The organism is Nanohaloarchaea archaeon SW_7_43_1 (assembly GCA_003009795.1).
Taxonomy (GTDB): domain Archaea; phylum Nanohalarchaeota; class Nanosalinia; order Nanosalinales; family Nanosalinaceae; genus SW-4-43-9.
Genome location: PXPE01000001.1, coordinates 851930 through 866350 on the forward strand (window position 1 = coordinate 851930; position 14421 = coordinate 866350).

14 protein-coding genes and 1 tRNA gene are annotated in these 14421 nt (G+C 42.0%); 10 read left to right on the top strand and 5 right to left on the bottom strand.

Annotation, left to right across the window (positions count from 1 at the left end; all coding sequences use genetic code 11):
- Positions 1-70 precede the first annotated feature (70 nt).
- Together BRC29_04955 and BRC29_04960 are read left to right on the top strand one after the other, a co-directional pair.
- The gene (locus BRC29_04955) at positions 71-1051 is read left to right on the top strand and encodes a hypothetical protein (protein PSG99438.1); all 981 of its coding nucleotides are present in this window, start codon (positions 71-73) and stop codon (positions 1049-1051) included.
- A gap of 32 nt (positions 1052-1083) precedes the next feature.
- Positions 1084-1545 carry a hypothetical protein gene (locus BRC29_04960; GenBank protein PSG99439.1) on the top strand — a complete coding sequence of 154 codons (462 nt, stop codon included), beginning with the start codon at positions 1084-1086 and terminating at the stop codon, positions 1543-1545.
- Here the strand turns inward: BRC29_04960 and endA are convergent.
- Positions 1542-2087 (bottom strand): tRNA-intron lyase, encoded by a 546-nt coding sequence (gene endA / locus BRC29_04965; GenBank protein PSG99440.1) that lies wholly within the window; start codon positions 2085-2087, stop codon positions 1542-1544. The two genes, BRC29_04960 and endA, sit on opposite strands and share 4 nt — an antisense overlap.
- A gap of 32 nt (positions 2088-2119) precedes the next feature.
- Positions 2120-2782: a ribonuclease HII gene (locus BRC29_04970; protein PSG99441.1), complete on the bottom strand. Its 663-nt coding sequence runs from the start codon at positions 2780-2782 to the stop codon at positions 2120-2122.
- 102 nt (positions 2783-2884) lie between these two features.
- Here BRC29_04970 and BRC29_04975 point away from each other — a divergent pair, with 102 nt between their 5' ends.
- Positions 2885-3292, top strand: a complete 408-nt coding sequence (locus BRC29_04975) for a hypothetical protein (GenBank protein ID PSG99442.1) — start codon at positions 2885-2887, stop codon at positions 3290-3292.
- A 191-nt stretch (positions 3293-3483) separates the two neighbouring features.
- Here the strand turns inward: BRC29_04975 and BRC29_04980 are convergent, their stop codons facing one another.
- Both BRC29_04980 and BRC29_04985 read right to left on the bottom strand, forming a co-directional pair.
- The gene (locus tag BRC29_04980; GenBank protein PSG99443.1) at positions 3484-3789 is read right to left on the bottom strand and encodes a hypothetical protein; all 306 of its coding nucleotides are present in this window, start codon (positions 3787-3789) and stop codon (positions 3484-3486) included.
- Positions 3790-3813: 24 nt separating this feature from the next.
- Positions 3814-4131 (bottom strand): hypothetical protein, encoded by a 318-nt coding sequence (locus tag BRC29_04985; GenBank protein PSG99444.1) that lies wholly within the window; start codon positions 4129-4131, stop codon positions 3814-3816.
- 305 nt (positions 4132-4436) lie between these two features.
- On the opposite strand from BRC29_04985, the gene BRC29_04990 reads away from it, so the two are divergent.
- On the top strand, positions 4437-4793 hold the full coding sequence (locus BRC29_04990) for a hypothetical protein (protein ID PSG99445.1): 357 nt from the start codon (positions 4437-4439) through the stop codon (positions 4791-4793).
- Between the two features lie 68 nt (positions 4794-4861).
- Positions 4862-4935, top strand: a tRNA-Lys gene (locus BRC29_04995).
- A gap of 71 nt (positions 4936-5006) precedes the next feature.
- Here BRC29_04995 and BRC29_05000 read toward each other — a convergent pair.
- Entirely contained in the window at positions 5007-5840 is an 834-nt protein-coding gene (locus BRC29_05000; GenBank protein ID PSG99446.1) for a mechanosensitive ion channel protein, read from the bottom strand.
- A 63-nt stretch (positions 5841-5903) separates the two neighbouring features.
- Between BRC29_05000 and BRC29_05005 the strand changes: the two genes are divergently transcribed.
- Genes BRC29_05005 through BRC29_05025 form a run of 5 tightly spaced genes read left to right on the top strand, consistent with a single transcriptional unit; the run spans position 5904 to position 14421 of the window.
- A complete protein-coding gene (locus tag BRC29_05005) occupies positions 5904-6839 on the top strand; it encodes a hypothetical protein (GenBank protein PSG99447.1) in 936 nt (311 codons plus the stop codon).
- Positions 6840-6864: 25 nt separating this feature from the next.
- On the top strand, positions 6865-7698 hold the full coding sequence (locus BRC29_05010) for a hypothetical protein (protein PSG99448.1): 834 nt from the start codon (positions 6865-6867) through the stop codon (positions 7696-7698).
- A 31-nt stretch (positions 7699-7729) separates the two neighbouring features.
- Positions 7730-10423: a hypothetical protein gene (locus BRC29_05015; GenBank protein PSG99449.1), complete on the top strand. Its 2694-nt coding sequence runs from the start codon at positions 7730-7732 to the stop codon at positions 10421-10423.
- A 39-nt stretch (positions 10424-10462) separates the two neighbouring features.
- Positions 10463-12184 (top strand): hypothetical protein, encoded by a 1722-nt coding sequence (locus tag BRC29_05020; protein ID PSG99450.1) that lies wholly within the window; start codon positions 10463-10465, stop codon positions 12182-12184.
- Entirely contained in the window at positions 12181-14421 is a 2241-nt protein-coding gene (locus tag BRC29_05025) for a hypothetical protein (protein ID PSG99451.1), read from the top strand. Before BRC29_05020 ends, BRC29_05025 begins: the two co-directional genes overlap by 4 nt.

The following is a 14421-nucleotide window of genomic DNA, read 5'->3' on the forward strand; positions in this document are numbered from 1 at the left end:
CTAGTTCTTCGAGCCGTACGATGGCAGACTGAAGTTGCTCTCTCATAGATTACAGTAAATTTGCCTGTCAATGGACGGTTTCATAAAAACAGGTCGCGCAGACAATGACATGGCTAAATGCTCTGAATGCGGAAAGCAATCAATGAGTTTCACATGCAAATACTGTGGAGATAAGTTCTGCTCAGAGCACCGTCTACCGGAGAAACATGACTGCTCCAAGATGGATGAAAAGATTGAAGAGGAAAAAGAAGAGACTGATTCATGGTTCCAAGAAGAAAAAGTCAAGAAACCGGCGCCAAGCCAAAAGAAATCCAATTACAGGAAAAGAAACTGGAGAAATGAGTTAAAGAGAATTTTCAGCACCAACTACACAGTCACGATAATTGCCTTCACATCTCTAATGTATCTTATACAGAGTGCCTTGGTCGGAGTATCGGCTTCAAACTCTTTCTACGATCTACTGATACTGAAACCTGCTCTTGCTGATATTCTATCACAGCCCTGGACGCTTGTAACCGTTATGTTTCTGCATGGAGGGATGTTTCATCTTTTCGCCAATATGGTGACCTTCTATTTCTTTGGAACTCCTCTCGAAAAATTAATTGGAGGAAAAGACCTTCTGAAATTCTATATAGGATCAGGTATAATAGCTAGCCTGGGATTTGTGGTGGTAAGAAACATTTTGCTTGCGTTACACGGCACAGCTCTTCAATGCATAGTTCCAGGGGCATGTGGATCGCTCAGTATCCTAGGACCTGCAGTAGGAGCATCTGGAGCGGTAATAGCTACCTTTGCAGCGGTATCTATGGTTTATCCGGACGCCGAAGTTCTTCTCTATTTCGTCTTCCCGATGAAAATAAAGACAGCTCTCTACGCTTTCGGTGGAATGGAAACAATACTGATAATTCTGAAATTGATCGGATATCAAGTCCCAATATTTGGCGCTTTCGCATCTTCAGCACATCTTGCAGGGCTTTTTATCGGCGTATGGTATGGCCGTAGACTCAGAGATAGAATTGGAACCCGAAATACCGTCTTAGAGCTCATGTGACGCAAGGATTTTTAAATCCTCAACGTAAATTTGTGGGAAGAAGGGATACAAACTTGATCTACGATAACGGCGAAAAACTATATATGCAGAAGAGTGGAAAAGGTTTCTCAGGTAATAAAATTGTTGAAATGCTTGAATCACCTGTATCTCTAATTTCAGGGACAGATCAGCGTTACGAAGCAATTATTGATTATACAGTTCGAGAAGAGCTTGACTCGACTACGCCTAGAACCGAGTTAAAGGTTAATCCTGGAGCATTGGATTATTATCTTGAACCAGGACAGACCGCCGAAATGAGAAAAACAATTTCAGGAGAGCTGAGGAAAAACGGCGAGAAGATACCTATCGAAGTCAGAATGGAACCTGAACTCTATAGAGAGAATCACGATACAGTACTTGGCTTTAATTACAGCGATCCTAAAGTGAAGGCATTAGCAGAGGACAGTGCAACTTTGACTCTGAATAACCATCCGTTTATAGAAAGAGCGACTTAGGGAGTAACTCTTTCAACTTCATAGTAGGTTACCTGTCTCTCGGAATCGGCTATCGCCCATAACATCTTGGCTCTGATATTGTGAGCCAATCTCACCGCGCGGGACATCTTTTCGTAGCTCTGGTTGTAATCTTCAGGTACAGCGTGTACAATCCACTTTGTATGTTCTCTTTCTTCCTTCGGTCCTTCCTTGTAGGGATTAACTCCACGAGGATAAACCCTGAAATGAGTGCCGAACTTGAAACCGGTCTTCACTATAAAACCTCTTTCACGGAGATCAGAGTAAGCCGCATATTTCTGGTCAAACTCATCGTCTTCCTCGCTGAATCTCTGGAAAAGTTCCTCCCTGTCGAGAACTTCATCATCCTCAACTATCTCCAGTTCATCACGGTCAACAAGGTGAAGCGCTTCAACAAGTGAAAGCTCCAAGTAACCTTCCTCCTCAATTATCTTTCCATAATAGAAGTTGCTGTGAACCTCTTCGGCTTCTTCCTCATCCCATACCTTGGCTTTGGTACCGGAAATTTTACCTGTAGCTACCATAAGTCAAATAGCTGGAACAACTTTTAAATCGGTCAGAAATCTTCTAATCCTTTCTGCCCTGCTTCCTTCAGAATTTTCTCTGCCGTACTCCAGGATTTCCTTGTCTCAATAGGAAACCTGCCTTTCTCCTCCAAGTATTTCTCCAGAAAACTGATAGTCGGTGAATCATGAGGATAACCTGACTTAAAATCATAACCGTACTTTGAATGGAGTTCCTCAATATGTTTCTCCCTAGCCGACTTCGCAATAATCGATGCAGCAGAAACAATCGGATAAGTGTCATCTGCACCATGTTCCGCAACAAAATCTCTTTCTCTGAACCGGGCTGGCAACTCTCTCTTCATCTTGTTGATGAACCGGTCACCGTCTGGTTCTGGAAGATCAACAAGTATCTTATCCGCATCCGATCGCTCAATAACATCACAGAAACCTTGGATCTCAATCTCATTCAGACTCATCACTTCACGAAGCTCATCTATTTCAGAAGCCTCAATTTCTTTCAGGAACGGCTCTCCTATCTCCTTGAGTTCTTTCGCAAGTCTTTCTCTTTTCTTGTCGCTCAGCTTCTTTGAATCCTTGACACCAAGATCCTTAATCTCATCTAGCTTCTCCTCTTCGACCATGAAGCCACCTATAAACATAGAACCTATCACAGGTCCTCTAGCCGCCTCATCAAGCCCTAAAATCTCTCGCATTAATACGTCATATGGAACTTAGATTCTTTAATGTGTTTTTCCTACCGGAACTACTGGAATAGTCAAACTAGGTTTAAAAACCAAATAAACAAGTTTTAACCTATGAAAAGCAAATCGGTCAGTTCTAAAGACTCATGTAGAAAAATAACAGATGAATACCTAGTAGGACTTATTGATGGAGAAGGAACGATTAATTTAACAAAGTACCCGGATGGCAGAGAAAGACCTCAGGTTCTTATCTTCAATACATGCAAGAAAATTCTTGACGAAATTAAAAGACAAAGATCACTTACTGCGCCAGTAATGAAAGTCTCAAGAGTCGGAGATAACTTGGATAGAAAGAAAAACTGCTACAGAATTCAAATGCGATCAAGATCAGATATCAGGAAAATGTTCGAGCTAATGAAAGAACATAAACCAATAATTAAGAAACAAGAATTTGAGGAACTATTTGAAAGCACCAAAAACTGGGTATATCACCAAGATAAGCAGCAAGATAGTATAGATTAGTTTAAAAGAATGAGTCAACATCTTAAATGATACAATATCATAGCGGGGTGGAGCAGCCAGGAGAAGGTAAGTCTTCTGACTTGCTCGGAATGGCTCACCTCCTAATTGCTCGTCGAAATGTTCCGATTGTCGGCACATTGCGAACGGCTCATAACCCGGAGGTCGAAGGTTCAAATCCTTCCCCCGCTATTTCACTTTCGAGTTATTTCTTGCGCCTTTAGCACATGCTTATTATTCTTAAACCCTATCTCATCTCTAAATTTAGCTAACTGACCCTTGCCGTTCATTTGTATTCTGATTTTGCCTTTACCAATTCCGTAAGCTCCAAAATTAAATCCTTGACTCTCTAGGATCTTAGTCAACTGATTCTGCATTGGCGAAGGACATATCTTTGTTTCCAATCTGGGATAGAGCGTTCCGTTATTGTCGGTGAGAACAACAGATCCATCAGTATCAAAATAACCTCTGAACACATATTTCTCCAGAGAATTGTCCATATATCTTTCTGGTATAGTAGCTCTTTACCATTTCGGCGATTCCTTAAGCCCTATCTCTTCTGTAACAAATTCAAATATCTCTTTCTTAAAGCATCTTATGTCATATGTATTCTCATTCTTTCTTTTGGCCCCTTCTACTTCGATACTGAAGAGTTCGGAGAACATCTTTTCAACGTAACCTGCATAATATGGTTCATTGCTTGAGAGTGTGACCTTGACACAGTGTTGAATAGATTTGCTACCATCACCGCGATCACACCGATACCTTCCTATTGATCCGTCACCAAGCATGATACCGACAAATTCTGCTAGTTCCTCAGATCTTAAATCTGGTTTTTTCATGTGATATGATTTTAATTCACCACACTTTAAAGACAAATTTACGGCTTTCCGATAGTTCCGCTAGAATTTAGATGCTTTTAATGCTTAAAAAGCTCTAAAATAGAGTTTTCATTTAACTTAATGCTTCATAACTGCTTTCTTACCTATAAAGATTATTTCAAGATAAATCAATGGACAAAAAGACCGCATAAACTTTCCAGAGTTCGCACCCAGCGATCCGTTAGTTTAAATAAGGTTTATTTCGACTATTGTATTATAGTCGGGGAGAGATTACTGAAGGGGAGACAATCATGGTAAGATAACAAATGAAGAAACTAGGAAATGTCCTGATTGAAGTGATGCAGGAACTCTCAAGCGTATCGACTAATGGCTCCGCTCACATCAAGATCAACAATCATCTTTGTGAGCCCGAACTTTTCGAGAAGCTTTTCAACTACTTCTCTAAGGGAACCCTTCTTGAGAGAATTGATCTAGATGTAGATTCCATGAACCCACAGTTGGAATGTGCATGTGGTTACAACGAGATAATTGACGATGTTAAACACAATGGCTACGATAGGTGTCCTTCATGTGGAAGATTTGCGGATATAAAGGATCACGAGTATAAACTTCTGGAACCTAATGTGGAAAAGGCGGCACCAAGAAAAAGTATCCGGTTCTAAATTGCGTCGATTATCCGGACAGTTTTTCACCGATTTAAATTTACTGCCAGAATAGCCGGTTACGCGTTGGGCCGGTAGCTCAGTCTGGCAGAGCACTAGGCTCTTAACCTAGACGTCGCGGGTTCGAATCCCGTCCGGCCCATTTTCATCATTTCGGGTAAGACTGTTTCGGTTTTGTGACCGGTAAACAAGATAGTAGTCTCATTTCACTCTTCATTCTTCGTTATTCATGTAAACTGTTCTGATCGGGTATGGTATGTCGATTCCGGATTCGTCGTATTTTTCCTTGACAATCTGAGTTACCTCGGATGCAGACTTCAACATATTAGCTTTGGAAGGTTTCGACCATCCTCTCAGTTTCAGATTGACGGATGATCCTCCGAGCTCGTTTACAAGCACTTGAGGTTCTGGCCTGGATTTAACTGTCGAGGCCTCTTCCAGTGTCTGAATCGCAAGCTCCTTCGCTTCCTGAATATCTTCATCGTATCCTATTCCAACTATTACGTCAAAACGGCGACAGTTGTAGGCAGTGTTGTTGATAACTTTGCCATTGTACAGAGTTGAGTTGGGTACAATTACCTGTCTACCATCGTAAGTCTTGATCTCGGTTGCCCGGATGTTTATGTCCCGAACTGTTCCTGATTCTCCTGATACCTGTATCTGATCGCCGATTTTGAATGGTTTGTTGATCATTATGAAGAGACCGGAGATAAAGTTAGAGATCATATCTTTCAAAGCAAATGAAAGCCCTAAACCTATCAGACCTACCGCTGCACCTAGAGATGCAAGCGGAAAACCAAAAACTCCAAGAATTACTGCAAAGGTAACCGGATAGATAACATATGAGGTAAGTTTCTTGCTGGTCTTGGATACATGTTTATCTCCTCCTCTTTTTTCGATGGCTCTCTCAACTAGAATGTTGCTGATCTGGTCTGCGATAAATCCGGCTACCAAAAGAAATCCTGCTACCGCAACCATCAGCCCCGTAATTTCTATTCCCAGGAATGTGACTGATGTTTTCAGAACTTCTATTATCATTGATATCATTTCCTAGTCCACAGTTAAGATAGACTGTACAGTTTTAATAAAATCGGTCCCCGGAAAAAAGCCATGTTCAGCCGATTCAAGGCTTTGGAGAACTATTCTGAAGAAGAAATTGAAAAACTAGATAATTCAAAAGTAGCTATTGTAGGGCTAGGAGCTACAGGATCAGTTATAGCCGAGAACCTTGCCCGACACGGAACCAATTTACTGCTAATTGACCGTGATTACCTGGAGCCGAACGACTGCTACTCATCGAACATTTACACACCTGATCAATGCGAAAAATCGCTGCCGAAAGCGAAGGCTGCTGAAAGAGAACTCTCAAAGTTTACCGATGTAAAGTCAGTAGTTGAAAGTCTGCACCCTGAGAATACCGATATTCTGGAAGGCGTAGATTTGGTGATGGATGGTACAGACAACCTCAAGACTCGCCATCTGATCTCCGAGTACTGTCAAAAAGAGGGAAAACCGTGGATCTATACTTCCGCACTTGGAGAAAAAGGTTACTCAATGTTCTTCAGGCAGAAATGCTTCAACTGTATATTTGAGGGTACGAACACCTGGAAACTCGAAACATGTGAAACTTCAGGGATAATGAGAGAAACATCTACAATAGCCGCTGCAAAATCCTCTTTAAAAGCCGTAGAATACCTTTCAAATAGGGGAGTTGCTGAGAAACTGGAGACTGTATCAGGGGAAGAGTTTGACATTGATGACGGAGGATGCGGGGTCTGTGATGGAAAAGACTACCTCCGGTTGAACTCAAACAGACAGACAATAGCAGTTTGTGGAGAGAAGAAGTATCAGGTAGAGAAACAGGTCTCAAAATCAGGACCTGGGAAACTGAAGAGGGTAGCTGACAGTTTTACTGAAAACGAATACTTGGTAAGAGCAAAAGTGGAAGGCAGATCATTCACACTTTTCAACGACGGAAGAGCTATAATTGAAGCTGAAGATAAAGGTCACGCAGAAGCGATTTATTCCGAAACTCTCGGAATTTAAAAACATAGAACAAGTAGTTGAATTTATGGATCTCGACGAGGATTACATAGAATATGTAGGGCAGTCATCTCTTGCATTACTTGCGATTTCAGCCGCATACTTCGTCGACCTAGATAATCTCATCACCTTACTAGCTCTTCTACCAATAACTGTTCTCTACGGATACACAGCATATATTTCAAGAGATAGATTCAAGACAGCATCAATGCTGAGCTTCGTAACACTGATATTTATACCTATAAGCGCGCTGATGGGCTTTATAGCAGTCTTTATAGCTTTCAGCAATACCCTTGTCTCGCTCTTCTCAAAAGGAAAAGGTTTCAGGAACTACAGCAGTTCAACATTTATGCCTATGATTTTCACAGGGCTAATACTAGGTTCAATAGTATTCGGAGCCGCACAGACACAGCCGGACATAAAACAAAATGTTGTATCAACTATCTCAGAAGTATCTGAGAAACAGACATCCATAATAATGGATCAGACCGATCTAGCAGATATTCAGCAAGAAGCCGGAACCCAAATTGTGAGAAAGACGAGCCAAAACACTGTAGTACTAACAAGATCATACGTGCTCAGCGAAACCAATTTCGATCAGGAAAAAGACTCAGAGCTTAATCAAGCATTTACTGGAGCGCAGGAAGAAATACCAGAAAAACTTGCAAACCGAACTGCAGAAAACGCGGAGTCAATTAATGTGGAAGAAAAAGCTGGAGAAGCCACCAGAAATCTAATAGAAGCCAATCTAGGGCTCATAATAGTTATGCTCTCATTAGTGCTATACACCATTAATCCTCTAATAAGCATTCTAACAGGCTTAACAGGTTTTCTCTTTCAGAAGCTAGCAAAACATTTGTAATAACTTAAAGTTTGTATAACCAGGTTCATACATGACTGAGATATCATTTGTAGGAAATGATAAAGCATCCCAAACTCTTCCAGATAGCTTCGAACCGTATGTCAAAAAATGGTTTAACGACCAATTTCCCTCTCTAAGTAAACCTCAGCAGTATTCTTTTGAACTCATCCACAACAATGAAAACTCCCTGATATGTGCGCCGACCGGATCGGGGAAGACGGTTTCAGCATTTATGTCAGCTCTCAACGAACTTTTCTTACTAGGTGATAAAGGAGAACTTGAGAATGAAGTATACGTTCTATATATCTCTCCACTAAGAGCTCTTGGAAACGATATTGAGAGAAACCTTGAAGACCCTCTGAATGGAATAAAAGAAAAGGCTGAAGAAATGGGTTACGATGTTCCTGAGGTCAGGAGCGCAGTTAGGACAGGAGACACCACCGATGCAGAGAAAGCAAAGATGAGAGACAAGCCTCCTCACATAATGATAACTACGCCTGAATCACTTGGAATACTTCTCTCCTCCCCAAAGTTCCGAGAGAAGATGAGAAATATCAAGTACACGATCGTAGACGAAATTCATTCTCTTTCCGAGAACAAGAGAGGTGTACATCTCTCAATGTCACTTGAAAGACTTGAGGATTTAACTTATGAATCACCCACCAGAATCGGGTTATCAGCGACACAGGCACCGATCGATGAGATAGCGAAGTATCTGGTAGGATATAATGTAGAAGAAGAAACCTGGACAGACGAGACAGAATACGGGGAAGAGATAACTGCCGCGGAGAAAGCTGATTCCGAGGAATATGAAACAAGAGGATGTAAGATCGTAGATACTGCAGCTTCGAAAGAAATTGATCTAGAAACAGTCTCACCGGTTCGGGATCTAATTCATACACCTCCACAGGAGATCAATGAGGCAATGTACGATCAGATGCACAACCTGGTACAGGACCACGAATCCACGATCATCTTCACGAATACTCGTTCTGCAACTGAAAGAGTTGTCAACAATTTGAAAGATCGTTTCCCGGATTTCTACGACGAAAATATAGGGGCTCACCATTCTTCAATGAGCCGGGAGAAACGACTGGAAGTCGAGGAGAACCTGAAGAAAGGTAATATGAGAGTTGGAGTAACATCGACCTCGCTCGAACTGGGAGTAGACATCGGTTCGGTTGATCTTGTGCTACAGCTTGGATCACCAAAAGGTGTCGCCAGAGGAATTCAGAGAATCGGGAGAAGCGGACACCAAATTGGAGAAAAAGCCAAAGGTAAAATGATAGTGGTCGACAGAGACGATGCGGTAGAATGCTCGGTTCTGACTAAATGTGCGAAAGAAGACGAACTAGATCGTATACAGATACCCACAGAATGCCTTGATGTCTTAGCCCAACACATTGTCGGAATGGCATGCGACCATAAATGGAACATTGATCACGCATTCAATATTATCAAAAGAAGCTACTGCTACAACGATCTTTCTCGGGAAGACTTTGACCAAGTTATGAAATATCTCGGCGGAGAATATGAGCTGGAGGATCAAAACGTTTACCGTAAAGTCTGGATTGACCGGGACGAGAAAAGATTCGGCAGGAGCGGTAAGATGACCCGGGTAATCTATATGACAAACATCGGCACAATACCTGATGAATCCGGCTACGATGTCAAGACCCGTGGTGAAGGAAGCTATGTTGGATCGCTGGACGAAGAATTCCTGGACCGGTTAACTAAAGGAGACATCTTCACACTCGGTGGATCAACCTACAAGTTCAGCTATACAAAAGGAATGAACGTATTTGTTGATCCAAAACCGAACGCTTCACCAACTGTCCCATCATGGTACTCTGAAAGACTTCCTCTTTCCTATGATTTGGGAGTGAAAATCGGCAAGTTCAGAAAACAAGTCGCAAGGCAGACGGAGATGGGTGCAGCAGATGATGATATCATCCAATGGATCATGCACAACTACTACCTTGATGAGAATACAGCAGAGGCAATATATAGATACATCAAAGAACAGAAGGATTTTCTTGGAACAGTATCCACTCATGAAAGCATCACAGTGGAGAAATACATTGACGATGATAACCGGCAGAACTTTATCTTTCACACGATTTATGGAAGAAGGGCGCATGATGCGATGGCGAGAATACTGGCACATCTTCTCCAGAAGAGAATCGGTTCCAATGTAGGGATGGTGATCGACGACAATGGTTTCATACTGATCACTCCAAGAAGACCCATAGATATTGACCGATTAATCAACCAGCTGGCAGAATGCGATCTGAAAAAGGAGCTGAAGAATGCGGTCGCGAAGACAGAACTGATGAAAAGAAGATTCAGGCATGTAGCTGGTAGATCATTAATGATACTGAGAAACTACGGCGGTAATTCAAAGACAGTTGGCCAGCAACAGATGAAAGGTCATTTCTTGATCTCCACTTTGAGAAACGAGTATGGAGAAGATTTCTCTATGATCAATGAGACCTACAGGGAGATCATGGAAGACGCGATGGATATCAGACATACGAAAGAGGTCGTGGAGAAAATCGAGGAAGAAGAGATAGAAATCGAGATGCGTGAATCGGATATACCTTCACCATTCAGCCATAATCTTCTGCTGCAGGGAAGCACAGATGTAGTCAAGATGGAAGATAAAAAAGAGCGCCTACAAAAGTTACATAGTAAGGTAATGGAAAGGATTGAACAGAAGCAGTAGAACAAAATTCAGTAGATAGAAAGTCAGAAGACACATATAATGGTACTCGAAACAATTCAACCAGTTCTCAGCAACTACTTCCTGAATCCAGCAGGATTAATCGCACTGTCGGCTCTACTGCCAGTTATAATTTTCTACCTGATTAAGAAAGATCCTGAGAAAGAAGTGATGCCCTCATTCATGTTCTTCCAAAATAGCGGGGAATCAGAATCAACGAGTCATGCATTCAGAATGATCTCCCGAAACCTTCTGCTCCTACTCCATATACTGATAATTACCGGATTCGCCCTCGCATTTGCAGAGCCTTTCATGGAAGGCGCAGGAGAACCAGAGAACTCAGTGTTGATACTTGACAGATCAGGGAGCATGCCAGAACTTGAAGAGGCAAAAAGCTTTCTTCTGGACAAAACAGGAGAGCAAAACACAGTTATAGTGGTTGAAGACGAGGCAAGAATAGTTGCAGAGAAAGTTTCCGAATATCGGGCAGAGACCTTGATCCGAAATGTTGAACCGGCACAGACGGAGACCGATATAGTTTCAGGACTTGAAACCGCCAGAAGATTCCAGGGAAGCGTATTTATTGCCAGTGACCTAGATCAGACCGTGGACAACAGAGACCCGGAAAAAATCCTTGACAGGTTCAGATCCGCCGGAAAAAGATTCCAAGTAATTGAAACTGAAAGAAGAAACCGTCATGGAATAGTTGATATAGATGTCGGAGAACGAAACACTTCAATCGATGTGAAGAATTTCGAAGACAGAACCAAAACACTTGAAGTCAGCTCGGAGAATCAAAGAAAAAATATAGAGATAAACGGTAAGAGTGTTGAAACCGTACAGTTCGAAAGCCGGACAGGAAGAAATACTGTGACCATCGAGGAAGATAGGTTCCAAACAGATAATACCGCTTACTTCTACATACCTGAAGATAAGAATACTGAGGTCGCTTTCATCTCAGATAAGGAAAACCGTTATCTCGCCAAAGCGTTTGAAATTATAGACTTCACCTCAATGACTCACTACGATACTCCGGTTGATGAGGAGATCAATGCCGATATGTATATTATAGGTGATAGCGAGGGAATGCTTTCCCAAACTGTAAGAAATATTCAAAAGGATGTAAGAGAGGGAAAAGCTGATCTTGTCTTATTTGGAAAACCCGGTTTCTCAAGTCTTGAATTCCAAGATCTGCCAGTAAGGGATAACGGAAACACTGTGAATCAGACAGTAACCATCAAGAAGCCAGTGGAAACCAGTCTTGGCGAAATGGAAATTAGAAACGTAGAAAAGATATCAGGGGAAAGATACTCAGCCGGTTCGAACGCTGTGATCCGCTCAAAATATGGCAGCGGTGAGTTTCTTCTTTACAACATTGAGGATCAGAGTTTCAGGAACAACTTTCTTTATCCTGTATTCTGGAAAGAGACAACAATGGAAATGACCGATAATCCCTCTGTATCCGATCTGAACCTGATGATGGGAGCGGAAATAAGTCGGGAATCCATAACTTCTCCCGAAGGTACAAAATACTCGGGACGAACCAAACTCGCTCAAAACGGATTCTACGAAACTTCGAAAGGAACAATCGCGGCAAACATGCTTAGCGAAGACGAATCCTTAAGGGACCCGACAGAGACAGAAGAACTATCAGGTACCGGAGAGATGACTGAGTTATCTCTTCAAAAATACTTTGTAATTATGATACTGGTAATGACATTACTTGAATTCGGATATCTCTACAGACTGGGTGAGCTACGGTGATAACCTTCAGTCAGCCTTACTTCCTCTTAATAGGGATACTTGCTCTCCCAGCGCTCTATCTAGCAATCACAAGAGAACCAAATTTCAAGAAAATCACGGCTTTCACCAAAGCACTTACAGTCTTACTTATCGCATTTGCGCTTGCCTCTCCCTCACTAACTGTTTCGGAGGAGAGAAACTCCAAGGACAGACTAGTTATACTTGAGGATAACTCTCGCTCCACAGAAATAATGCATAATCCCAACCTCGAGTTTGAGGATATAGAAGTAGAGAGAAGAAGTATAGCCTCAGGGAACATCTCCGATTTATCTTCAGGAATTCTGCAAAATATAGATAATGATAAAACATACCTGCTGATCTCCGATCTGCAGTCCTCAATCCCGCTCAACAAGGTATCTAGTAGAGTGAATCAGAGAAACTCAACAGTAAATATCTTGAAACCTGAGTTCGATCCAGAATCAGCTGTAAAAATTGAAGGTCCTGAAACAACTTACACCGGAGCAGGGAGCACATTCAACGTGAAAGTTAGCTCAACAGAGGAAAAAATCCCAGAACCACAGGTAAAGCTTAACGACGAGATGGTTGAACTACAGAAAACCGGGATTAAGGGCGAATGGCGATTCACAGAAACATTTGACCAGGAAGGATACAAAACTATTGAAGCATCAATATCATCAAGAGATAAATTCAGAGATAACAATAACTACTATAAAACCATTAAAGTGGCGGAAAAACCCGAAATACTGGTACTAGGAGACAAAGGCCGTATAAGCCAAGAGTTCAGTGATTTCTACTCTTTCGAACAACGAGACCAGCTACCTGATGATCTTAGCCCTTACTACGCTGTAATCGCTAAGAAAAACTTTAACGAGGCAGATCTGGCAAGTTACACTGCTAAAGGAAACGGATTAATTTATACAGGGGAACTAGAAGAGGAAAACTCTGTACTCCCCATAAGAAAATCCGAATACGAAGATCAAGGAATCAAGATGATGCTTCTGATAGATGCTTCACAGGGAAGTGGAGGAGAATGTATTGAAGGTGCGGAATCCTTCTGTTTCGAGAGAAAAGATGAAGGCGGGGCACTAGAAAGAACACAGAAAATCTCATACTTATTACTGGATTCAAACACTCTTCCTGCAGGATCAAAAGTTGGTGCTCTATACTACAACAACGAACCCCACCTTATCAGCAAGCCAAAACCTCTTGGAGAAAACAAACACCGAGAAAAACTCCAGGGAGGGATAACGAACATTCCTACCGGAGGAAACAACCTTCATTACCGAGCTATAAAGGCTGGTCAGGAAGTTATGGATGGAGAAGGCAATCTAATGCTGATCAGTGATGGGAAGGTAACCGCTTTAGGAGACTTCTACAACGACACTCGGAACTCTAGAGAACTGGCAGAACAATCGGAACAAAAAATTATATCTGTAATGGTAGGCCAGAATCCTAGTGAATTCATGACTGAAATATCAAGTCTGTCCGGCGGTTACTCTATCAGCGATGTTAAATCACAGGAAATTCAGTTCCAGGGCGGAGACAGTTCAAGCAGAGCTGTTTCTCTGATAAAAAACGATAACAATCATTTCATAACTCGAGAAGTGAAAGTAGATGGATCAACCTCAGGCTTCTACGGAGCAGAGCCCAAGCCAGGAGCTCGACAGCTTGTTTCAGGAACAAACAGCGAGCCGTTCCTAACCACATGGAGATATGGAATTGGAAGAGTGGCTGCATTTTCAGGCGGGGAAAAAGATTTGGGGGCGACAATGTACCGGAACTCCGAGCTTGTCTCAAGAACACTTAGCTGGACGGTTGGAGAACCACAAAGAAAGGAAAACCGGACAATAACAATTGAGGGGGGACAAATAGGGGAGAAAGTCCGAGTTACGGCCAATTATCCTGTTGAAGGCCTTAACAGGCAAGGAGAGAATCTTTATACTGGAGAGCTGGAGACAGAAAATACAGGTTTCCACAGTTTCAACGACGCAGTCTACAGCTATAACTACAATGATGAAGTTGAGGAGATAGGTTACTCAGAAAACAAGAACCTAGCACAGGAGACTGGAGGAAAAGTCTTTACGCTGGATCAGAAAGATGAGATCAAAGAATCTGTAAAGCAGTTTAACAGTACAGAGGTAGAGAAACAGAAAGATGTATCTGTGTTCTTCCTTGCCGCAGCACTTTTAGTCTTCCTGTCAGAAATCGGTTACAGAAAGAGAAGAGGTAAGAAATAG

Coding starts and splice junctions, on each gene's coding strand:
- BRC29_04955 (PSG99438.1), top strand. CDS start 71: ATGGACGGTTTCATAAAAACAGGTCGCGCAGACAATGACATGGCTAAA.
- endA (PSG99440.1), bottom strand. CDS start 2,087: ATGGTAGCTACAGGTAAAATTTCCGGTACCAAAGCCAAGGTATGGGAT.
- BRC29_04970 (PSG99441.1), bottom strand. CDS start 2,782: ATGCGAGAGATTTTAGGGCTTGATGAGGCGGCTAGAGGACCTGTGATA.
- BRC29_04975 (PSG99442.1), top strand. CDS start 2,885: ATGAAAAGCAAATCGGTCAGTTCTAAAGACTCATGTAGAAAAATAACA.
- BRC29_04980 (PSG99443.1), bottom strand. CDS start 3,789: ATGGACAATTCTCTGGAGAAATATGTGTTCAGAGGTTATTTTGATACT.
- BRC29_04985 (PSG99444.1), bottom strand. CDS start 4,131: ATGAAAAAACCAGATTTAAGATCTGAGGAACTAGCAGAATTTGTCGGT.
- BRC29_04990 (PSG99445.1), top strand. CDS start 4,437: ATGAAGAAACTAGGAAATGTCCTGATTGAAGTGATGCAGGAACTCTCA.
- BRC29_05000 (PSG99446.1), bottom strand. CDS start 5,840: ATGATATCAATGATAATAGAAGTTCTGAAAACATCAGTCACATTCCTG.
- BRC29_05005 (PSG99447.1), top strand. CDS start 5,904: ATGTTCAGCCGATTCAAGGCTTTGGAGAACTATTCTGAAGAAGAAATT.
- BRC29_05010 (PSG99448.1), top strand. CDS start 6,865: ATGGATCTCGACGAGGATTACATAGAATATGTAGGGCAGTCATCTCTT.
- BRC29_05015 (PSG99449.1), top strand. CDS start 7,730: ATGACTGAGATATCATTTGTAGGAAATGATAAAGCATCCCAAACTCTT.
- BRC29_05020 (PSG99450.1), top strand. CDS start 10,463: ATGGTACTCGAAACAATTCAACCAGTTCTCAGCAACTACTTCCTGAAT.